This window comes from Micromonospora sp. NPDC050187 (genome assembly GCF_044459745.1).
GTDB lineage: Bacteria > Actinomycetota > Actinomycetes > Mycobacteriales > Micromonosporaceae > Micromonospora.
Genome location: NZ_JBITJH010000001.1, coordinates 337,431 through 358,226 on the forward strand (window position 1 = coordinate 337,431; position 20,796 = coordinate 358,226).

General features: G+C 71.9%; 17 protein-coding genes. 11 read left to right on the forward strand and 6 right to left on the reverse strand.

Going from position 1 to position 20,796, the window contains the following annotated elements:
• Window position 1: 1 nt before the first annotated feature.
• The gene (locus tag ACIBJE_RS01525) at window positions 2-1,771 is read right to left on the reverse strand and encodes an ATP-binding protein (protein ID WP_396741604.1); all 1,770 of its coding nucleotides are present in this window, start codon (window positions 1,769-1,771) and stop codon (window positions 2-4) included.
• A gap of 89 nt (window positions 1,772-1,860) precedes the next feature.
• Window positions 1,861-2,607 carry a pyrimidine reductase family protein gene (locus ACIBJE_RS01530; protein ID WP_396741606.1) on the reverse strand — a complete coding sequence of 249 codons (747 nt, stop codon included), beginning with the start codon at window positions 2,605-2,607 and terminating at the stop codon, window positions 1,861-1,863.
• A gap of 149 nt (window positions 2,608-2,756) precedes the next feature.
• Between ACIBJE_RS01530 and ACIBJE_RS01535 the strand changes: the two genes are divergently transcribed.
• From ACIBJE_RS01535 to ACIBJE_RS01570, 8 genes are all read left to right on the forward strand, one after another.
• The gene (locus ACIBJE_RS01535; RefSeq protein ID WP_396741608.1) at window positions 2,757-3,302 is read left to right on the forward strand and encodes a plasmid pRiA4b ORF-3 family protein; all 546 of its coding nucleotides are present in this window, start codon (window positions 2,757-2,759) and stop codon (window positions 3,300-3,302) included.
• 268 nt (window positions 3,303-3,570) lie between these two features.
• Window positions 3,571-4,887 carry an ABC transporter substrate-binding protein gene (locus tag ACIBJE_RS01540; RefSeq protein ID WP_396741610.1) on the forward strand — a complete coding sequence of 439 codons (1,317 nt, stop codon included), beginning with the start codon at window positions 3,571-3,573 and terminating at the stop codon, window positions 4,885-4,887.
• A gap of 115 nt (window positions 4,888-5,002) precedes the next feature.
• On the forward strand, window positions 5,003-5,983 hold the full coding sequence (locus ACIBJE_RS01545; RefSeq protein ID WP_396741612.1) for a carbohydrate ABC transporter permease: 981 nt from the start codon (window positions 5,003-5,005) through the stop codon (window positions 5,981-5,983).
• 12 nt (window positions 5,984-5,995) lie between these two features.
• Complete coding sequence (locus ACIBJE_RS01550) at window positions 5,996-6,892, forward strand: carbohydrate ABC transporter permease (protein WP_396741614.1); 897 nt, start codon at window positions 5,996-5,998, stop codon at window positions 6,890-6,892.
• Window positions 6,889-8,322: a GH1 family beta-glucosidase gene (locus tag ACIBJE_RS01555; protein ID WP_396741616.1), complete on the forward strand. Its 1,434-nt coding sequence runs from the start codon at window positions 6,889-6,891 to the stop codon at window positions 8,320-8,322. The genes ACIBJE_RS01550 and ACIBJE_RS01555 overlap by 4 nt, the downstream gene beginning before the upstream one ends.
• Before the next feature lie 88 nt (window positions 8,323-8,410).
• Complete coding sequence (locus tag ACIBJE_RS01560; protein ID WP_396741618.1) at window positions 8,411-9,457, forward strand: LacI family DNA-binding transcriptional regulator; 1,047 nt, start codon at window positions 8,411-8,413, stop codon at window positions 9,455-9,457.
• Between the two features lie 716 nt (window positions 9,458-10,173).
• Window positions 10,174-10,431, forward strand: a complete 258-nt coding sequence (locus tag ACIBJE_RS01565) for a hypothetical protein (RefSeq protein WP_396741620.1) — start codon at window positions 10,174-10,176, stop codon at window positions 10,429-10,431.
• 59 nt (window positions 10,432-10,490) lie between these two features.
• A complete protein-coding gene (locus tag ACIBJE_RS01570) occupies window positions 10,491-10,829 on the forward strand; it encodes a hypothetical protein (protein ID WP_396741622.1) in 339 nt (112 codons plus the stop codon).
• 30 nt (window positions 10,830-10,859) lie between these two features.
• On the opposite strand, the gene ACIBJE_RS01575 is transcribed toward ACIBJE_RS01570, so the two are convergent.
• Both ACIBJE_RS01575 and ACIBJE_RS01580 read right to left on the reverse strand, forming a co-directional pair.
• The gene (locus ACIBJE_RS01575; RefSeq protein WP_396741624.1) at window positions 10,860-12,077 is read right to left on the reverse strand and encodes an acyl-CoA dehydrogenase family protein; all 1,218 of its coding nucleotides are present in this window, start codon (window positions 12,075-12,077) and stop codon (window positions 10,860-10,862) included.
• 78 nt (window positions 12,078-12,155) lie between these two features.
• Entirely contained in the window at window positions 12,156-13,253 is a 1,098-nt protein-coding gene (locus ACIBJE_RS01580; RefSeq protein WP_396741626.1) for a phosphotransferase family protein, read from the reverse strand.
• Between the two features lie 172 nt (window positions 13,254-13,425).
• On the opposite strand from ACIBJE_RS01580, the gene ACIBJE_RS01585 reads away from it, so the two are divergent.
• Both ACIBJE_RS01585 and ACIBJE_RS01590 read left to right on the forward strand, forming a co-directional pair.
• Entirely contained in the window at window positions 13,426-14,133 is a 708-nt protein-coding gene (locus tag ACIBJE_RS01585) for an amino acid-binding protein (protein WP_396741628.1), read from the forward strand.
• Complete coding sequence (locus ACIBJE_RS01590) at window positions 14,130-15,194, forward strand: GNAT family N-acetyltransferase (protein ID WP_396741630.1); 1,065 nt, start codon at window positions 14,130-14,132, stop codon at window positions 15,192-15,194. Before ACIBJE_RS01585 ends, ACIBJE_RS01590 begins: the two co-directional genes overlap by 4 nt.
• A 19-nt stretch (window positions 15,195-15,213) precedes the next feature.
• Here the strand turns inward: ACIBJE_RS01590 and ACIBJE_RS01595 are convergent, their stop codons facing one another.
• On the reverse strand, window positions 15,214-15,624 hold the full coding sequence (locus ACIBJE_RS01595; RefSeq protein ID WP_396741632.1) for a VOC family protein: 411 nt from the start codon (window positions 15,622-15,624) through the stop codon (window positions 15,214-15,216).
• A 61-nt stretch (window positions 15,625-15,685) separates the two neighbouring features.
• Complete coding sequence (locus tag ACIBJE_RS01600; RefSeq protein ID WP_396741634.1) at window positions 15,686-17,254, reverse strand: aldehyde dehydrogenase family protein; 1,569 nt, start codon at window positions 17,252-17,254, stop codon at window positions 15,686-15,688.
• A 512-nt stretch (window positions 17,255-17,766) separates the two neighbouring features.
• Here ACIBJE_RS01600 and ACIBJE_RS01605 point away from each other — a divergent pair.
• Window positions 17,767-20,637 (forward strand): glycoside hydrolase family 9 protein, encoded by a 2,871-nt coding sequence (locus tag ACIBJE_RS01605; RefSeq protein WP_396741636.1) that lies wholly within the window; start codon window positions 17,767-17,769, stop codon window positions 20,635-20,637.
• Window positions 20,638-20,796: the final 159 nt, after the last annotated feature.

Genomic DNA, 20,796 nt, shown 5'->3' on the forward strand with positions numbered 1-20,796 from the left:
TCTAGAACGGGATGTCGTCGTCGGTGCCGCCGGAGCCGACCACGGCGAACGGGTCGGCGGACTGGGTGATGGACCGGAGGGTCTCCGACGGGGCTTGGCCGGCCTCGGAGACCCGGGTGGCCCAGGCCGGGAACGGGAACTCCAGGCAGAGCGGCACCGGGATGTCCGGCTGGTTGACGAACATGGTGCCCGGCTTGGCCAGCAGCGCCCGCTGTCGCTGGGCCGGCGGGAGGAAGCCGTACTCCGGGCGGGACGCCTCGGCCGGGTCGAGCCGGCCGACCACCCGGATCGCCGAGTTGGTGACGATCCGCCGTTCCACCTCGCTCGCCGTCTGCTGCGCGCCGACCAGGATCACCCCGAGCGAGCGGCCCCGCTCGGCGATGTCGAGCAGCACCTCCTTGATCGGGGAGGAACCCTCCCGGGGGGCGTACTTGTTCAGCTCGTCGAGGACGACGAAGAGCAGCGGCCGGGCGGTGCCCGCCTTCTCCTTGCGCTCGAACTCGCCGCGCAGTGTCACCCCGACCACGAACCGCTGTGCCCGGTCCGGCAGGTTGTGCAGGTCCACCACGGTGACCTGGGCGCTCTCCGCGGTGTTGATCGAGTGCGGGCGGCGGGTGGCGAGGTCGCCCCGGATCAGCCGGCCCAGATCCTTCTTGCTGCCGATGAGCCGTCGGGCGAAGGCGTTGACGGTGCCGATGCCGACCGCGCTGCCGGCCCAGTCGCCCCGGGTCTCGTCGTCGTTGAGCTGCTCGACGATGTGGTCGACCAGGTCGGCGTAGGAGCCCAGCCGGGTGCCGTCGATGCTCACCCCGCCGTCGGCGGGTTGGGCGTACCGGGCCAGGTGGGCGGTGACCGCGTGCACCACCATCGTGTACTGCTGGCGTTCGTCGTCGGCGTCGGCGAAGACGTACGGCAGGAGCCGGTCGGCGCAGAACTCGCTCAGCGTCCAGTAGAAGCTGTCCACCCCGGTGAGCCGGCTGCTGACGTCCGGCGTGCCGGAGGAGTCGCCGACCCGGGGCGGGGCGTGCACGCGCACGTCCGGGAAGGCCCCGGCGGCCAGCCCGAGCTTCGCGTACGCCGCCCGGGTGGGGTCGTCGAGCCGGGTGTTCGGGTGGTCGAGGAAGAGGAGGTCCTCACCCTTGACGTTGAAGATCAGCGCCTTGGCGTTGACCGCGTCGCCGCCGAGCACCCCGGAGCGGAACACCGAGTAGAGCAGGAAGGTCGCGAAGCTGGTCTTGGTGGCCACCCCGGAGATGCCGGAGATGGAGACGTGCGCGCCCCGGCTGCCGTCGAGGAAGTCGGCGTTGAGGTAGACCGGCACGCCGTCGCGGCCCGTCCCCATCGGGATGCGCCGTTCCATCCGGTCGAAGTGCAGCGCCCGGGCGCGGGCGTCACCCTCGGCGCGACGCACCACCGCGCCCGGGGTGGGCGGAACGTACAGCTCCGGGTCGACCCGGGTGGTGGTGATCTCGGCGGCCTCCTGCACCTGGGCGGGGAGGGTGCCGTCGGCGATGGCGAAGACGTCCGAGTCGAACTGGGCGCCCTCGTGCCGGGCGCGGACCTGGGTGACCACCCCGGCGATCGTCACCGGCTCGCGGTTGGGCAGCTCCCGTCGGGTCACCACCACGTCGTCGAGCTGGAGGTAGCTGCCGTCGGCCACCGCCGTCCAGAACTGGAGCGGGGTGGCGTCGGCGGTGCCGAGGACCCGGCCCACCGCCTCGCCGGAGCCGTCGAACGCGTCGTCGGCCGTCACCGGGCTGTCGTCGGTCATCGCCGGGCTCCGCTGGTCAGTCGCATTCGCTCAGGGCACACGTGCTGCATCCTGCCCCAGCGGTACGACAGGTTGCCAGTTGCGACCGGTCAGTCCCGGGCGTGGCGCAGCATCAGCACCCCGTCGTCGGTGGTGAGGACGTGCCGCAGCGGCAGGTCTCGGGCCGGTGCGGCCGGTCCGGCGGTGATCCGGCCCGCGCCCGGGCCGGCGAGCAACGGCGCGACCGTCAGGCAGACCTCGTCGACCAGGTCGGCGGCGGTGAGCGCGCCGAACAGCTGCGGTCCGCCCTCGCAGAGCAGGTGGTCGAGACCGCGCCGGCGCAGTTCGGCCAGGCCGGCGGCCAGGTCGACCCGGTCGGTCCCGCAGCGGACCAGGTCGGCGACCTCGGTCAGCCCGGCGGGGGCGGTGGCGTCGTCGGTGGTCAGCACGACCGGCCGGACCGGGGCGTCGGCGAAGGCGGCCTGCGCCGGGTCGAGGCGGAGTGAGCCGGAGACCACCACCAGCGTCGGGTACGCGGCCAGCCCGTGCGCCCGCCGCCAGGCCCGCCGGGTCTCGTCGAGGCGTACCGCCCGGTAGCCCTCGTGCCGCAGGGTGCCGGCGGCCACCACGAGCGCGTCGCAGAGCATCCGGAGCAGCCCGAACACCCGCTTGTCGGGCTCGCCGGAGAGGCCGGCGGAGAAGTCGTCCAGGGCGACCGCCCCGTCGATGCTGGTCACGAAGTTGACCCGGAGCCGGGGACGGTCGCCGCGACCGTAGAGGGCGGTCAGCGTCGCGTCGTCCAGCGGCCCGGTGACCGGTCCAGGCCAGGCGCGGTGGATCGGGATTCGGACGCTCATTCGCTTGCCGGACCGGTGACCGGAGGGGTCGGCGCGGGGGTACGGTGCTGACAGTCGCACCAGTTCCGGCCCGGGCAGTCACCGTGCCGCTTCGCCCGGCACGCTCGGCAGATCATGCTGGCAGCCTATGCCGAGGGAGGATGGACAGCATGCCGCGTCAGATCTTCCAGTTGCGGATCTCCCTGGCCGGGGTCCGGCCGCCGGTCTGGCGGAGGGTGCTGGTGCCCGGCGGGTACACCCTGGACCGGCTGCACCGCGTGGTGCAGCACGCCATGGGTTGGCGGGACTGCCACCTGCACAGCTTCGAGATCGACGGGGTGCAGTACGCCGCCCCCGACCCGGACGACGGGCTGGCGTCGCGCGACGAGCTGGACACCCGGCTGGACACGGCGGTGGGCAAGGGCAGCCGGTTCCGCTACACCTACGACTTCGGCGACTGGTGGGAGCACGACCTGGTGGTGGAGGACGTGCTGACCGCCGACCCGGACGGGCGCTACCCGGCCTGCCTGGACGGCGAGCGCGCCTGCCCGCCGGAGGACGTCGGCGGTCCGGCCGGCTACCGGCTCATGCTCGACGCCCTGGCCGATCCGGCGCACCCCGAGCACGACGCGATGCGCGACTGGCTGGGTCGGGCCTTCGACGTGTCGGCCTTCGACGCCGGTCGGGCCGACACCCTGCTGCGCCGGTTCTGCTGACCCCGGCCTGACCCGCCCAGCCCCACCCCCGCATGCCTCGCCGGTCGGCGGGGTCTCCGGTTGATCGACACGCGATGCGGCGTCCCGGGCTGTCCGGGGTTCGGGACGGCCCGGTATGTCGCATCCGGAGTCGATCACCGATTCCGGTAACGATATGGGAACGCTCCCACGATCTATTGACACGTCCGTTACCCGCCGGCAATCTCATGGGAGCGCTCCCGAGGCGCCCCCACCACACGAAAGCCTCACCACCGAAAGAGGGGTCAGGATGAGCCTCACCTTCCGCCGCCGGCGGTTCGCGGCCCTCGCGCTTGCGTCCGTCGCGGCGCTCGCCAGCGTCGCGGCCTGCGGCAACGACGACTCGGACACCGGCAGCAGCTCCGGCGAGAAGATCACCCTCGTGGTCGACGTCTTCGGCGACCAGGGCTTCGGCTACGACGAGCTCTACAAGCAGTACGAAGCCGCGAACCCGAACGTGAAGATCCAGGAGCGGGGCAAGGGGCTCGGCCTGGGTGACTACAACACCCGACTGACCCAGCAGATCACCGCCGGGTCGGGTGCCGGTGACGTGGTCGCCCTCGAGGAGGGCACCATCGTCCAGTTCTACGCCCAGGCCGACAAGTTCGTGAACCTGGCCGACCACGGCGCCAACGACCTCAAGGGCAACTTCCTGCCGTGGAAGTGGGAGCAGGGCACCACCCCCGACGGCAAGGTGCTCGGCCTCGGCACCGACGTCGGCTCGATGGCGCTGTGCTACCGCAGCGACCTCTTCAAGGCCGCCAACCTGCCCACCGACCGGGAGCAGGTCGCCCAGCTCTGGCCCACCTGGGACGCCTTCATCGAGACCGGCAAGAAGTTCGCCGCCGCCGACTCCAAGCACAAGTTCGTCGACTCGGCGACCAACTTCTACAACGTGGTGCTGATGCAGGTCGCCGGCGCCGGCACCGGCTACACCTACTACGACAAGAGCAACAAGCTGGTCATCGGCGAGAACCCGGACGTCCGGACGGCGTACGACCTCACCACCAAGATGATCGACGCCAAGCTGTCGAACAACCTCCAGTCCTTCTCCAACGAGTGGAACGCCGGGTTCAAGAACGGCACCTTCGCCACCATCGCCTGCCCGGCGTGGATGACCGGCGTGATCAAGGGACAGGCCGGCGACGCGGCGGCCGGCAAGTGGGACATCGCCAAGGCCCCGGGCAACGGCGGCAACTGGGGTGGCTCCTTCCTCGCCGTGCCGAAGTCCAGCAAGAACGCCGCCGAGGCCGCCAAGCTGGTCAAGTTCCTGACCGACGCGAAGGGTCACGTCGAGGCCTTCAAGAAGGTCGGCAACCTGCCGTCGTCCCCGCAGGGTCTGGCCGACCCGGCGGTCGCCGACTCCACCAACCCGTACTTCAGCAACGCCCCGGTCGGCAAGATCTTCGCCGCTGGTGCCTCGGAGCTGAAGCCGGTGTACCTCGGCCCGAAGAACAACGCGGTCCGGACCGCCGTGGAGAACACCCTGCGCGCGGTCGAGCAGGGCAAGTCCGCCGGTGAGCAGTGGCAGGCAGCGCTGAAGAACGGCGCGGCCGCCGGCAAGTGACCCTGGCCGAGCTGCCCATGGGTGGCGTCGACGGCGGCAACGCCCCGGCGCCACCCGCGGTGCCGCCCGACGCCGCCCGCCACCGGGCGGCGTCGCCTGACGTGAAGGACCGCTGATGAGTCTCGACCTGCACGCCGAAGCGCCCCCCGACGGACGCCGACCCCGCCCCGCCCCGGCCGAACGGGGCCGCCTCGCCGCACTCACCCGGCTCGACCTGAAGTACTCGCCGTACCTCTACGTCCTGCCGTTCTTCGCCATCTTCGCCGTCTTCAGCGCGTACCCGATCGGCTACACGGTCTGGATCGCGCTCACCGACCGCTCCCCGCTGAACACCACCATCAGCTTCGTCGGGCTGGACAACTTCGTCGAGCTCTTCACGAACGACCCGCAGTTCTGGAACGCGGTCTACAACACCTTCGGGATGTTCGTTCTCTCCACGGTGCCGCAGCTGCTGATCGCCCTGATGCTGGCGAACGCGCTCAACCGGCGACTCCCCGCGCAGACGTTCTTCCGGATGGCCATCGCCATGCCGATCATCACTTCGACCGCCGTGGTCGCGCTCATCTTCTCGATGCTCTACGCGCGCGAGTTCGGCCTGGTCAACTGGGCGCTCGACCTGGTCGGCATCGAGCCGATCGACTGGCGGGCCAACCGGTACGCCTCCTGGTTCGCGATCTCCACCATGGTCGACTGGCGGTGGATCGGCTACAACGCCCTGATCTACCTCGCCGCCATGCAGTCGATCAGCAAGGACATGTACGAGGCGGCGTCCCTGGACGGCGCGTCCCGGCGTCGGCAGTTCTGGTCGATCACCGTCCCGCAACTGCGTCCGACGATCATCTTCACGCTGATCATCTCGACCATCGGCGGGTTGCAGCTGTTCACCGAGCCGCTGCTGTTCACCAGCGGGTCCGGGGGCATCTCGGGCGGCTCCGAGGGCCAGTTCCAGACCATCACCATGTACCTGCTCGACGTGATGAACACCCGCTTCCGCTGGGGGTACGCCGGCGCGGTCGCGCTCGTGCTGTTCCTGCTGATCGCCCTCATGTCGGTCGTGAACTACCTGCTGGCCCGTCGGATCAGCTCGGACAAGTGAGGGTTTGCGCAGATGACGACCACGACGCTCCGTCCCCCCGTACGCCCCGCCAACCGACCCTCCCGTGGGCACCGGGCCGCGCAGCTCTGGAAGGCCAGCCCGCTCACCTGGGTCGGCCTGGTCCTCGGGGTGATCCTCTCCCTCTTCCCGTTCTACTGGATGATCGTCATCGCGTCCCGCACCAACGACGCGGCGAACTCCTGGCCGCCGCCGTTCCTGCCCGGCGGCAAGCTCGGCGAGAACATCGAGCGGGTGCTCAGCAACGGCGACGCCAACGTCGTCAAGGGTTTGATGAACTCGTTCCTGGTCTCCGGGACGATCACCGTCGCCACGGTCTTCTTCGGCTCGCTCGCCGGGTTCGCCTTCGCCAAGCTGAAGTTCAAGGGCAAGAACGCGCTGCTGCTGGTCATCCTCGCCTCGATGATGGTGCCGATCCAGCTCGGCGTGCTGCCGCTGTACATCCTCATGGCGAAGCTGGAGTGGCTGAACACCATGCCGTCGGTGACGGTCCCGTTCCTGATCGGCGGCTTCGGCATCTTCATGATGCGGCAGTACGCCGAACAGGCCGTGCCGAACGAGCTGATCGAGGCGGCCCGGGTGGACGGCTGCTCCACCTGGCGGATCTACTGGCACGTGGTCGCCCCGGCGCTGCGTCCGGCCGCCGCGGTGCTGGGCCTGCTCACGTTCATGGAGCAGTGGAACCAGTTCTTCTGGCCGTTCGTGGTCCTCGCCGACCCGTCGAACCCGACCGTCCAGATCTCGCTGCGCAGCCTGAACACGGCCTACTTCGCCGACAACTCGCAGATCTTCGCGGGTACGTTGATCGCCACCCTGCCGTTGTTCGTGATGTTCATCCTGTTCGGCCGCCAGATCATCGGCGGCATCATGGAAGGTGCGGTCAAGTCGTGAGCAACCCCGCCACCCCACCCGGTGTCGACCTGCTGGAACAGCGCCCGGAGCTGAGCTTCCCGCCCGACTTCCTCTGGGGCGCGGCCACCGCCGCGTACCAGATCGAGGGGGCCGCGACCGAGGGCGGCCGGACCGCCTCGATCTGGGACACCTTCAGTCACACCGAGGGGCGTACGGTCGCCGGCCACACCGGCGACGTGGCCTGCGACCACTACCACCGGATGCCGGCCGACGTGCGGCTGATGGCGGAGCTGGGGCTGCGGTCGTACCGTTTCTCGATCTCCTGGCCGCGGGTGCAGCCGGGCGGCTCGGGGCCGGCGAACCAGGAGGGCCTGGACTTCTACCGCCGGCTCGTCGACGAACTGCGCGCCCACGGCATCGAGCCCTGGGTGACCCTCTACCACTGGGACCTGCCCCAGGAGCTGGAGGACGCCGGCGGCTGGCCGGCCCGGGACACCGCCAGTCGGTTCGCCGACTACGCCGCGCTTGTGCACGACGCCCTCGGTGACCGGGTGCGGTACTGGACCACGCTGAACGAGCCCTGGTGCTCGGCGTTCCTCGGGTACGGCTCCGGGGCGCACGCCCCGGGCCGCTCGGCCGGCGTCGAGGCGGTCCGCGCCGGGCACCACCTGATGCTCGGGCACGGTTTGGCCACGCAGGCGCTGCGCGCCGGCCGGCACGCCGCCGAGGTGGGGGTGACCCTCAACCTCTACCCGGTCACCCCGGCCAGCGACTCGCCCGACGACGCCGACGCGGCCCGTCGGATCGACGGGATCGCCAACCGGTTCTTCCTCGACCCGATCCTGCGCGGGCGGTACCCGGACGACCTGGTCGCCGACCTGCGCGCGGTCAGCGACTTCGGGCACGTCCGGAACGAGGACCTGGAGATCATCTCCAGCCCGCTGGACCTGGTCGGCGTCAACTACTACAGCCGGCACGTGGTCGCCGCGCCGGTCGAGGGCACGCCCCCGGAGAAGTACTGGCGGGCCCCGTCCTGCTGGCCGGGAAGCGAGTTGGTGCGCTTCGTCACCCGGGGCGTCCCGGTCACCGACATGGACTGGGAGATCGACGCCCCCGGCCTGGTCGAGACGCTGCGCCGGGTGCACGAGGAGTACACCGACCTGCCGCTGTACGTCACCGAGAACGGGTCGGCCTTCGTCGACACCGTCGTCGACGGCCGGGTCGACGACGCCGACCGGTTGGCGTACTTCGACGCCCACCTGCGGGCCGCGCACGAGGCGATCAGCGCCGGGGTGCCGCTGCGCGGATACTTCGCCTGGTCGCTGATGGATAATTTCGAGTGGGCGTGGGGCTACACCAAACGCTTCGGCATGGTGTACGTCGACTACGACAGTCAGCTCCGCATCCCGAAGTCCAGCGCCAGGTGGTACGCCGAGGTGATCCGACGCAACGGTCTGGCCGCACAATAGGCCGCAGGGCCAGCCAGTAACGGGCGGCTCCGGCGGGTGCCCTCTCCCGGGTTCCCGCCGGACCGCCCGACGTCGGAGGAGCAGAACCATGACAACCCAGCGCACCCGCTCCCTCGGGCGCCCGACCCTCGACGCGGTGGCGGCCCGCGCCGGCGTCGGTCGCGGCACGGTCTCCCGCGTGGTCAACGGCTCGCCGCAGGTGAGCCCGGAGGCCCGGGCCGCGGTGCAGCAGGCCATCGCCGAGCTGGGGTACGTGCCGAACCGGGCCGCCCGCGCCCTGGTCACCCAGCGTACCGACTCGGTGGCCCTGGTGGTCTCCGAGTCCGGCGAGCGGGTCTTCACCGAGCCGTTCTTCGCCGGCATCGTCCGGGGGATCAGCTCCGGGCTGCTGGAGACCCCGATGCAGCTCTGGCTCGCCATGGCCCAGTCGCCGGTCGAACGGGAGCGGGTCGAGCACCACCTGACCAACCAGCACGTCGACGGCGTCCTGCTGCTCTCCCTGCACGACGCCGACCCGCTGCCCACGCTGCTGGAGGAGCGTGGCCTGCCCACCGTGCTGGGCGGCCGACCGGCGCGGATGCTGCGCCCCGGGGCCCAGCCCGCCTACTTCGTGGACGTGGACAACGTCGGCGGTGCCCGGCAGGCGGTGGAGTACCTCGCCGCCAAGGGCCGGCGGCGCATCGCCACCATCGCCGGCCCGCAGGACATGGGCGCCGGCCTGGCCCGGTTGACCGGCTACCGGGAGGCCGTCGCGGCGACCGGCGGCCAGGTCGACCCGGCGATGATCGCGTACGGCGACTTCAGCGAGGGCAGCGGGACGGCCTGCATGCGCCGGCTGCTGGAGTCCTGCCCGGACCTCGACGCCGTTTTCGCCGCCAGTGACCTGATGGCGTACGGCGCGCTCCGGGCGCTGCGCGAGGCCGGTCGGCGAGTGCCCGACGACGTGGCGGTCGTCGGATACGAGGACTCGCCGCTGGCCCGGCAGTCGGACCCGCCACTGACCACGGTTTTCCAGCCGGTGGAGGAGATGGGCCGACAGATGGCCCACCTGCTGGTCTCCCGCATCCGCGGCGAGGACCTTCCGGCCCCCTACGTCCTCCTCGACACCCACATGGTCCCCCGCGCCTCCGCCTAGGGTGCGTCTCGCGGATCTCGTTGGTCGGCGACGGCGCGCGGCTGCTCGGGGTTTCGACCAGGTCGGCAGTGGTGTGCATGTACATGGGTGCGAACTTCCGCGCGGTCACGCTGTGTGTCCGCCGGTCGAGGCGGAGGCGGTCGCTCACGGTAGGTAACCCTCTGTCCGCCGGTGCCTGTACCCAGTCTTCCTTTGCTCTGCACCCGCATGTGCGACGCCTGCGCTGAGCAGGGGGCGTGGCATGTCGACGAGCGTCGGTGTGGGGACTGTCGATTACTGAGGGTGCCTGGCGCGTTCGGGAGTGCAGAGCAAAGGGGTGCGCGGGGGGTCTGCTGTCCCGGGTGGAGGTCACTCAGGGGGAACTATCCGCCCGTCGCCGGCGACGGGCTTCGCGGTTCCCTTCACCCGTGTCGGCGGCGTGCTGCGGTGCCAGCAGAACCCATTCGTGGTTCGGGAGATCACCTCCGGTCTGGTGAGTCTGCCCGCCAGCACTTCCCGTCTCCGTCGGGGAACAACTCCCGAATCCCGCGTCTCGGTGCGGTGCGGCGTCTCGCGCCCACCGCACAAAGGTGCCGTTCACCCTCGCTCCCGGTTGTCGTAAGGGCGGAGAATCGGCGGGCACTTGATTCGCATAGATGAATATCTTCAATGCTGGTCAGGTGCGTCCGGGAAATCACGATGGCCGTCCGGGACTGCGCGGACGAGAAAGGACGATCGTGAATCGATCAGTCGATGGCCGGACCAGCCGGCGCTGGTTCTTCCGTCTCGGGGCGCTGCTCGGCCTGGGTGTCAGTGGCGTCCTCGTCGCCAGGGCCGCCGACGCCACGTCGAGCGGCGGTGCGCCACGCCCCGACCCGGTCGGTGCTCTCGGTGACGCGCCGGTGGCCCAGGTCGTGCGGCGCCACCGGCAGGGGGAGGAGGGGCGCGCGGCCGGCGGGCTGACCGAGTCGGCGCAGCGGCCCTCCTCCTCCTGAACCCCGCCCGGTCGTGGTGCGCGACCGTCCACCCGCGTCGACAGAGAAAGGACGAACCTGTGCAACTGCACTTCCGTAACCAGTACGGGCCCCGGGTGTGGATCTGTATCTCGTTCTACGACCCGGTCAGATGCGCCACGGCGGGGCAGTGGGGAACGCGTGGCTATTGGGCCATCGACTCCGGTCAGTCGGTGTGGGTCCTGGACACGAACCATCCCCGGGCGTACTTCTTCGCCGAGGCCGCCGACGGCGCCTTCTGGGCCGGAGAATGGGGCATCTTCGCACCGAACGCCCCTTTCGACTCCTGTCTGTGGAATCAGCGCATCGGGGATCGTCATCTGGGGATGCGCCCGGTCGACATCCCACCCAACGGGCTCATCATGAACCTGATCCCCTGATCCGTCCGGGCGGTGGGGCAGGAAACAGGGTCAGGGGGTGGTGTGGCGGCGGAGTTCGCGGCGGGCGAGAGAGGCGCGGTGGACCTCGTCCGGGCCGTCGGCGAGGCGGAGGGTGCGGGCCTGCGCCCAGAGCGCGGCCAGCGGAGTGTCCTGGCTGACCCCGGCCCCGCCGTGCGCCTGGACGGCTTTGTCGATCACCCACTCCGCCATCGCCGGTGCCGCGATCTTGATGGCCTGGATCTCGGTGTGGGCGCCCTTGTTGCCGACGGTGTCCATCAGCCAGGCGGTCTTGAGCACCAGGAGCCGGGCCTGCTCGATCCGGACCCGGGACTCGGCGATCCACTCCTGGACCACGCCCTGTTCGGCCAGCGGCCGGCCGAACGCCACCCGGTCGACCACCCGCCGGCACATCAGGTCCAGGGCCCGCTCGGCCATCCCCACCAGCCGCATGCAGTGGTGGATGCGCCCCGGTCCGAGCCGGGCCTGGGCCATGCCGAAGCCGCCGCCCTCCACCCCGACCAGGTTCGCCGCCGGCACCCGGACATCGGTGAAGTCGATCTCGGCGTGTCCGCCGTGCGCGGCGTCGGTGTAGCCGAACACGGTCATGCCCCGGCGGATCGTCACGCCGGGGGTGTCCCGGGGCACCAGGATCATGCTCTGCTGCTTGTACCGCTCGCCGTCCGGGTCGGTCTTGCCCATCACGATCAGCAGCTCGCAGCGCGGGTCCATCGCGCCGGACGACCACCACTTGCGCCCGTTGACGACGTACTCGTCGCCGTCCCGGACGATCCGGGTGGCGATGTTGGTGGCGTCGGACGAGGCGACCGCCGGCTCGGTCATGCAGAACGCCGACCGGATCTCCCCGGCCAGCAGTGGACGCAGCCAGCGTTCCTGCTGCTCCCCGGTGCCGAACGCGGCGAGCAACTCCATGTTGCCGGTGTCCGGGGCGGCGCAGTTGAGCGCCTCGGGAGCGAGGTGCGGGCTGCGGCCGGTCAGCTCGGCAAGTGGGGCGTACTGGAGGTTGGTCAGGCCGGCCCCGTGACGGGGGTCGGGGAGGAAAAGGTTCCACAGGCCCCGGGCCCGCGCCTCGGCCTTCAGCTCGGCCAGCACCGGTGGGCGCGCCCACGGGTCGCCGGCCGCCGCGACCTGCTCCGCGTGCACCGCCTCGGCCGGGTAGACCTTCTCCTCCAGGAAGCGCAGCAACACGTCGTGCAGCTCGGTGGTCCGGGCGTCGAAACCGAAGTCCATGTGTCCCTCCCCGAGCGGCGCACGGCCGCCCTCGTGTCAATTCCGGCGGTGCCGGTCGGTCCCCCTGCGGCGTGCCGGTCAGCGGTGGCCGCCGGTGGCGGCCAGCCCGTGCGCGACCAGCGGGGCCACCAGCTCGCCGATCCGGTCGAACCCTGCGCCGACGGTCTGCCCGAGGGTGTGCCGGTAGTGGATCCCCTCGCAGATCACGGCGAGCTTGAAGCAGCCCAGGGCCACGTGCCAGTGCAGCGGGCCCACGTCCACGTCGGCCCGGCCGGCGTACCGCTCGATCAGCTCGGCGCCGGTGGGGAAGCCGGCGCGGGGGCCGAGCCCGTCGGCCACCGGGTTGCCGGCGGCGAGGCCGGAGTCGCCGAGCACGTCCCAGTAGGTCAGCAGCAGGCCCAGGTCGGCCAGCGGGTCACCGAGGGTGGCCATCTCCCAGTCGAGGACCGCGCGGACGGCGACCGGGTCGACGACGGCGAGGAGGTTGTCCAGCCGGTAGTCGCCGTGCACGATCCGGCCGTCGTTCGCCCCCTCCGGAACGGTCGCGGCGAGCCGGTCGCGCAGCTCGTCGATGCCGGGCAGCGGCCGGCTGCGGGACTTCTCGAGCTGGCCGGCCCAGCGGCGGACCTGGCGGGCGAGGTAGCCGTCCGGACGGCCGAAGTCGGCGAGCCCCACCTCGGCCGGCGGCACCGAGTGCAGGGTGGCGAGGGTGTCCATCATCGCGGCGGCCAGCTCCCGCCGCTGCCCGGCGGTGAGCCGGTCGGTCTGGGTGCGGCTGCGGTAGACCACCCCGTCGACGCGTTCCATCAGGTAGAACGGTGCGCCGATCACCGCCGGGTCGGTGCAGAGCAGCAGCGGGGTCGGCACCGGCACCCCGGTCGGGGCGAGCGCGCTGAGCACCCGGTGCTCCCGGGCCATGTCGTGCGCGGTGGCCAGCACGTGGCCGAGCGGGGGCCGGCGCAGCACGACCTCCCGGTCGCCGACGGCCAGCAGGTAGGTCAGGTTGGACTTCCCACCGGCGATCAGCCGGGCGTGCAACGGGCCGTCGGCCAGGTCGGGCCGGTGGGTGGCCAGGTGGGCGGCGAGCCGGTCGAGGTCGAGCCCGCGCGGGGGCGTCCCGGCGGGGGAGGCCGAGCCTGTCCCCGGCCGGACCGCGTCGACGGCCGGATCGGTCATCCGAATAGTTGATGGCACCTCAGCTCATCGTGTCAAGACGTGTTTTTCGCCGGGGACACCAGGCGGCAACAGGGGCGAAACGCCCGTCGGACACGCTGGGACCAGCCTGCCGGACGTGTACCGGCCCGCCTGCCGGGAACGCGTACCGGCCGCCGAGCGATGGGGGACAGACATGCTGCTGAGAGTTCGGGTGACCCTGCCGGACCGGCCCGGCACGCTCGGCCAGGTGGCCCGCACCCTGGGGGTCTCCGGCGCGGACATCGTCCAGGTGGTGGTGCTGGAACGGCTCGGTGGCCGCGCGGTCGACGACTTCACCGTGGTCTGGCCGGGGGCCGGTCGGCTGGAGCGGCTGATGGCCGGCCTCGCCGCGATTCCCGGTGTGCAGGTGGACGGGGTGTGGCGGGCGATCGGCGCGCCGACCGCCACCGGGCAGGACGCCGAACTGCTCACCCAGGTGGCGGCGAACCCGGCCGACGGGTTGGCCACCCTGGTCGACGCGGTGCCCGGCCTGATCGCGGCGGACTGGGCGGTGGCCGCGGTGGTCCCCGTCGACTGGGCCTCCTCCGGCGGTGGCGCGGCCACCGTCGGGTACGCGAGTTGGCGTACCCCGACCGGACCGGCCCTGCCGGAGGTGACGCCGCTGCGCTCCCGCGCGCTGACCGCGCCCGACGGCGCCCACCACGCGGTCGCGCCGTTCGGCCGGGCCGGGCTGGTGCTCGTGGTGACCCGCGGTGCGACGGAGATGTTCTCCCCGGCCGCCTTCCACCGCACCGAGGTGGACCGGCTGGCCCAGTTGGTGCGGGCCAGCGCGGTGATCCTCGGCGACCGGCTCGACCTGGTGGGCGCCCCGGCGTCCCCGGCATCCGGGGGGCGGCCGTGACCCTGTGGCGGATCCGGGCCACCGTGGACGACCGGCCCGGCTACCTGTCGGTGCTCACCGCCAGCCTTGCGCTGCGCGGGGTGAACATTCTCGCCGTGCAGGTGCACACCACCGAGGCCGGCGCAGTGGACGACTTCCTTGTCGACGCGCCGGAGACCCTCGGCGAGGCCGACCTGCTCGCCGCCGTCGAGAAGGGGCGGGGCCGCAACTGCTGGGTGGCCCGCAGCGAGGCCCGCGGCCTGGTCGACCAGCCCACCCGGGTGCTCGGGCTGGCCACCCGGCTGGTCCGCGACCCGGACGCCACCGGCGAGGCGTTGCGTGCCCTGCTCGGCGCGGAGACGGTGACCTGGCGGCCGCTGCCCGTCGTCGCGGCCGGTGCTCCGACGGCCGGCGTCGACGGCACCCGGATGCGCCTCGGCGACGGGGCCGGTGGGTCCTTCGACCTGGCCCGCGTCGCGCCGGACTTCACCCCGGCCGAGTACGCCCGCGCGCAGGCGCTCGTCGAGCTGGCCACCACCGTCGTCCGGCGCGCCGCCGAGCAGGTCACGCTGGTGCTGCTCGACGGCTCCGAGATGGTGGTACGCCCGGCCGGTCCGGACGACCTCCCCGCCGTCCTGGCGTTGCACGAACGGTGCTCGGCGCGGAGCCTGCACCGCCGTTACCTCAGCGGCGCGGGTCGACCGTCGCCGGAGCGGGTGCGGCGGCTGCTCGACCCGGCGTGGGGCACCACCCTGGTCGCCGTCGAGACCGACCCGGCCGGTTCGGCCGAGTCGGTGGTCGCGATGGCGAACCTGCTCGGCGAGGGGGACCAGGCCGAGGCGGCGCTGCTGGTCGCCGACGACCGGCAGCGCCGTGGCCTCGGCGGGGCGCTGCTGCGCCGGCTGGTCGCCCGGGCCGACCGGGCCGGGTACGCGGCGCTGGAGCTGCACGTGCACACCGGCAACACGCCGATGCTGCGGACCCTGCACCGGCTCGGCCGGCCGATGCGGCTGGACCGGGACGGCCCGATGGTGACGGTCACCCTGCCGCTCGACCCCCGGCCCAGCCCGGCGCGCACCTGACCGGGCGGGGTGCGGCAGGTCAGCGTCCCGCCGGCTCCCCGCGCTGGGGCACCTGGCCGGAGACGCAGAAGCGGTTGCCCTCGGTGTCGGCGAGCACGACGTACGGTGCGGCGCCCGGTTCGAGTTCCGCCGGGTAGTGCGGCCAGTCGACCCGTTGGGCGCCGCACCCGACGAGCCGCTCCACCTCGTCGTCGAGGTCACGGTCCCCGGCGATGAGGTCCAGGTGGATGCGGGGGAACTCGGCGACCGGACTCTCGCTGAGATCCATCGCGATCGGCACGCCGGATGCGCCGGGAGGCGGCTCCAGCACGATCCACTCGTCGCCCGGGTAGCGCGGTGGCCGGCGTACGTAGCCCAGCGCGGCGGCCCAGAACCGGCCCGCCCGTTCGCAGTCGGACACCCCGAGAGAGATCTGGTCGATGGCGGCCATGGGGTGACCGTACCGCCGGTGGGGTCCGGCCGCCGGGCGACCGGACCCCGCGTGCCGACCGTCAGGTCGCCGGGTAGCTGTTGTAGTCGGGGAAGTTGCCGTAGAGGCGGCCGTCGCCGCCGACCGTGACCGCCTGCACCAGCAGGTCACCGCCGACGAACGCGCCCTTCCAGGAGGCGCCCCGGCCGCCGAAGGGTTCGTCCCGGTCACCCCGGGAGCGCGGCTTGTTGATGCCGACCTTGAACGCCTGGAGGTCCACCGCCAGCTTCGCCGCCTCCTCCTCGTCGTCGCAGGCGAGGCTGGCGACCAGCGCACCGTTGGAGGCGTTCATCGCGGCGAGCAGTTCGTCGGTGGTGTCCACGACCACGATCGTGTCGACCGGGCCGAACGGCTCGGCGTGCATCAGCCGGGACCGGCCGGGCGGGGCGAGCAGCACCGACGGGGCCACGTACGCCGAGGTGTCCTGACCGGCCAGGAACGGCGCGCCGTCGAGCCTGCCCCGGTAGAGCGGGACCGCCCCGCCCCGGACCGCCTCGTCGACCTTGCGGCGCAGCTCGTCGGCCTTGGCGCCGCTGATCAGCGGGCCGAAGTCCAGCTCGGGCAGGGGGTCACCGGCGGACCAGTCGTCGCCGACGGCGAGCGGGTGGCCGAAGCGTACCGAGCGGACCACCGGCAGGTACATGTCGAGGAACTCGTCGACCAGGTCCCGCTGCACGACGAACCGGGGGTACGCGGTGCAGCGCTGCTTGCCGTACTCGAAGCCCTTCTTGAGGTGCTTGGCGAGCATGTCCCACTGCGAGAAGTTCCAGATGCCCCAGGCGTTCAGGCCCTCCTGCTCGATGAAGTGACGCTTGTCCGAGTCGAGCAGCGCGGCGGCGACCTTCCCGCCGTTGGAGCGCCCGCCGACGAAGGCCACCGCACCGATCTCCGGGGCGCGGACGAGCACCTCGGAGAGTTCCTCGCCACCGCCGGAGACGAGGGTGGTGGGCAGTCCGGCGCGGCGCATCAGTGCGTGGGCGACGGTCAGGCAGACCGCGCCACCCTGCGAGGGGGTCTTGGCGATGACCGCGTTGCCGGCGAGGAGCTGGACCAGTTCGGCGTGGACCAGCACGCTCATCGGGTAGTTCCAGCTGGCGATGTTGCTGACCGGGCCGGGGAGCGGCTCGCGCCCGTCGGCGAGCATCCGGTCGATCTCGTCGACGTACCAGCGGACGCCGTCCAGCGCCCGGTCCACGTCGGCGCAGGCCAGCCGCCAGGGCTTGCCGATCTCCCAGACCAGCAGCAGGGCCAGCAGATCGCGGTGGGCGCTCAGCGCGTCGAGCGCCTCGTTCACCCGGGCCTTCCGCTCGGCCAGGGGGGTCTCGGCCCAGTCGCGGTGCGCGGCGGCGGCGGAGACCACGGCGGCGCGGGCCGTGGCGGCGTCCAGCCGGGGCAGGTTCACCAGGATCGTGTTGTCGACCGGGGTGCGCACCGGGCTGGGCGTGCCCGCCGAGGCCCAGTCGCCCTCGATCAGGTTGCGCAGCGTGGTGGTGCCGTCGGGGCCGGCGGGGTCGAACGCCTCGGGGGCGGTCTGGACGGCCCGGGCCAGGGTCTCGGACCAGGCGGTGCCGTCGGCGAGTCGTAGAGCCATCGCGATCTCCTCAGGTTCTTCCAGTGGAGCGGCGGCATCGACGGCACCGCTTGGCGGTACTGTCCCGTGCCCGGATCACCGGCGGCAACAGTACGTTCGTATGCCAGGACGGCCGTCCACCGTGGCGAGCCGGGGAATCCGGCTCGTTGTCCCGCAGTTCTCCGCGCTGAGCTGCGATTACGGAGACACTACATCGTTGTGGATCGATGATGTGATTCAGTCCGGCTTGACGGGAAAGGGCTTTCCTGGCAGCGCGGGGCAGGGTCCGTCCGCCGGGACGCGGGTTTGGGCTGGTGATCGGGTCGGCGGAGTTCCGGAAGGTGGTCGGCGGCCCGGCGCTCTTCACAAACAGGTGAGACGACCGTTACATTGTCGCGTATCCATGGGAGCGCTTCCACGTAACCGTCGGAGGACGCTTCCGGATCCCTCACCACCCACCGCCCGGCGGCGTCGCACCACCACCCGCCGTTCCGCCGACGTCGCCGGGCGCCCTACCGGACAGGAGTACCGGTATGCGTCTCCGCACCGTCCGCGGTCGGTCCGAACCGCCCTGGTACCGGCGTCTCGTCGCGGCCGGTGCCGCGCTGACCACCGGACTCGCCCTCGCCGTCACCGGCATCGCGCCGACCGCCGCCACGGCGGCACCCGCCTTCAACTACGCCGAGGCGTTGCAGAAGTCGCTCTTCTTCTACGAGGCCCAGCAGTCCGGCGACCTGCCCGACTGGAACCGGGTCTCCTGGCGGGGCGACTCCGCGCTGCGCGACGGCGCGGACGTCGGCCTCGACCTGACCGGCGGCTGGTACGACGCCGGCGACCACGTGAAGTTCGGCTTCCCGATGGCGTTCAGCACGACCATGCTCGCCTGGGGCGCGGTCGAGTACCGCACCGGCTACGCCACCTCCGGCCAACTGCCGCACCTGCTCAACAACCTGCGCTTCGTCAACGACTACTTCATCAAGGCGCACCCCGCCCCGAACGTCCTCTACGGACAGGTCGGCAAGGGCGACGACGACCACAAGTGGTGGGGCCCGGCCGAGGTGATGCCGATGGCGCGGCCGGCGTACAAGATCGACGCGAGCTGTGGTGGCGCGGACCTCGCCGGGGAGACGGCGGCGGCGATGGCCGCCTCGTCGATGGTGTTCCGCCCCACCGACCCGGCCTACGCGAACACCCTGCTCACCCACGCCCGGCAGCTCTACACCTTCGCCGACACCGTGCGGAAGAGCTACCACGAGTGCATCACCGACGCGACCAGCTTCTACCGCTCCTGGAGCGGGTACCAGGACGAACTGGTCTGGGGTGCGATCTGGCTGCACCGGGCCACCGGCGAGGCGAGCTACCTGGCCAAGGCGGAGGCCGAGTACGACAAACTCGGCACCGAGAACCAGTCCACCACCAAGTCCTACAAGTGGACGATCGCCTGGGACAACAAGCAGTTCGGCGCGTACGTGCTGCTCGCCGCGCTGACCGGCAAGCAGAAGTACCTCGACGACGCCAACCGGTGGCTCGACTACTGGACCGTCGGCGTCAACGGCCAGCGGGTGCCCTACTCGCCCGGCGGGATGGCGGTGCTCGACTCCTGGGGCGCGCTGCGCTACGCCGCGAACACCGCGTTCGTCGCGCTGCTGCACAGCGACAAGATCACCGACGCGACCCGCAAGGCGCGCTACCACGACTTCGGGGTCCGGCAGATCAACTACGCGCTCGGCGACAACCCGCGCAGGTCGAGCTACCAGATCGGCTTCGGGGCGAACTCGCCGCGCAACCCGCACCACCGCACCGCGCACGGCTCCTGGTGGGACAGCCAGACCGTACCCACCGAGACCCGGCACGTGCTGTACGGCGCGTTGGTCGGCGGCCCGTCCGCGGCCAACGACGCGTACACCGACAGCCGCTCGGACTACGTGATGAACGAGGTCGCCACCGACTACAACGCCGGCTTCAGCTCCGCGCTGGCAGCCCTGACCGCGAAGTACGGCGGCACGCCGCTGGCCGGCTTCCCGGTCGCCGAGCAGCCGGACCTGGCCGAGCTGAGCGTGGAGACCACGGTCATGCAGAACGAACCCCGCTCGGTCGGCCTGAAGGTGATGGTCTACAACAAGTCCGCGTTCCCGGCCCGCGCGCTCACCGACGCGAGGTACCGGTACTACTTCCGCACCGAGGGCACCTCCCCGGTGCAGGTCACCCCCGGCTACACCCAGGGCTGCCCCTCGCCGTCGACCGCCCGCCAGATCGAGGGCGACCTCTGGTACGTCGAGGTCGACTGCACCGGGCACACCATCGCCCCGGCCGGGCAGTCGCAGCACCGGATGGAGGTGCAGTTCAAGATCGGGGTGCCGGAGGGAGGCACCTGGGACCCGACCAACGACCCGTCCTGGCAGCCCGCCGCCGGGCCGAACCCGAAGGTGCCGCTCTACTCCGGCGGCCGGCGGGTCTGGGGCGAGGAGCCCTCCGGCACGACCCCGGACACCACCCCGCCCACCGTGCCCGGCACCCCGGTCGCGTCCGGGCTCACGGCCACCGGAGTCACCCTGACCTGGCCCGCCTCCACTGACGCCGGCAGCGGCGTGGCCGGTTACGAGGTCACCCAGGAGACCGTCGGCAGCGACGCGCTGGTCCTGCACCGGACCAGTACCAACACGCTGACCCTCACCTCGCTCCAGCCGGCCCGCAACTACCGGTTCTGGGTACGGGCCCGGGACAACGCGGGCAACTCGTCGGCGTCCTCCCCGGTTCTGCCGGTGACCACCCCGGCCGGCGGCGGCCCGGACACCAGCGCGCCCACCCCGCCCGGCACCCCCACCGCCTCGGCGGTCGGCCCGACCGGGCTCACCCTGGCCTGGGGGCCGTCCACCGACAACGTCGGGGTCACCGGATACCGGGTCTACCGCAAGGACTGGCCGGTGGACACCCTGGTGGCGACCGTTCCCGGCACCACGTACCCGGTGACCGGGCTGACCCCGGCGACCGCGTACGTGTTCTACGTGGTCGCGGTGGACGCCGCCGGCAACCCGTCGGCCCCGTCGCCCACTCTGACGGTCACCACCGCGCCGGCGCAGCCGACCGCGCCCTGCACGGTCGGCTACACCACCATTGACTGGAGCACCGGTTTCACCGCCACGGTGACCCTCACCAACACGGGCACCAGCACACTGACCGGGTGGAGCCTCGGCTTCAGCTTCCCGGCCGGGCAGCAGCTCACCCAGGCATGGTCGGCGAACGTCACGCAGTCCGGGGCGGCGGTGACCGCGACGAACCTGGCGTACAACGGCACGCTCGCGCCGGGGGCGTCGACCAGCTTCGGCTTCAACGGCACCCACAGCGGCAGCAACCCGAAGCCGACCGCCTTCACCCTCAACGGCTCACCCTGCACAGTCGCCTGACCATCCCGAGGAGACCTTGGACAGTTACCGTCGCATGTAGACGGTAACTGTCCAAGATCCGCAGCGGCGGTCGTCACGCGGCGGGGCGGAAGCCCGGCGGAGGGTCCGTCGACGGCCCGCGCGGCGGCGTCCGTCGGCGGTCGTCGGGCGGTGGGGTGG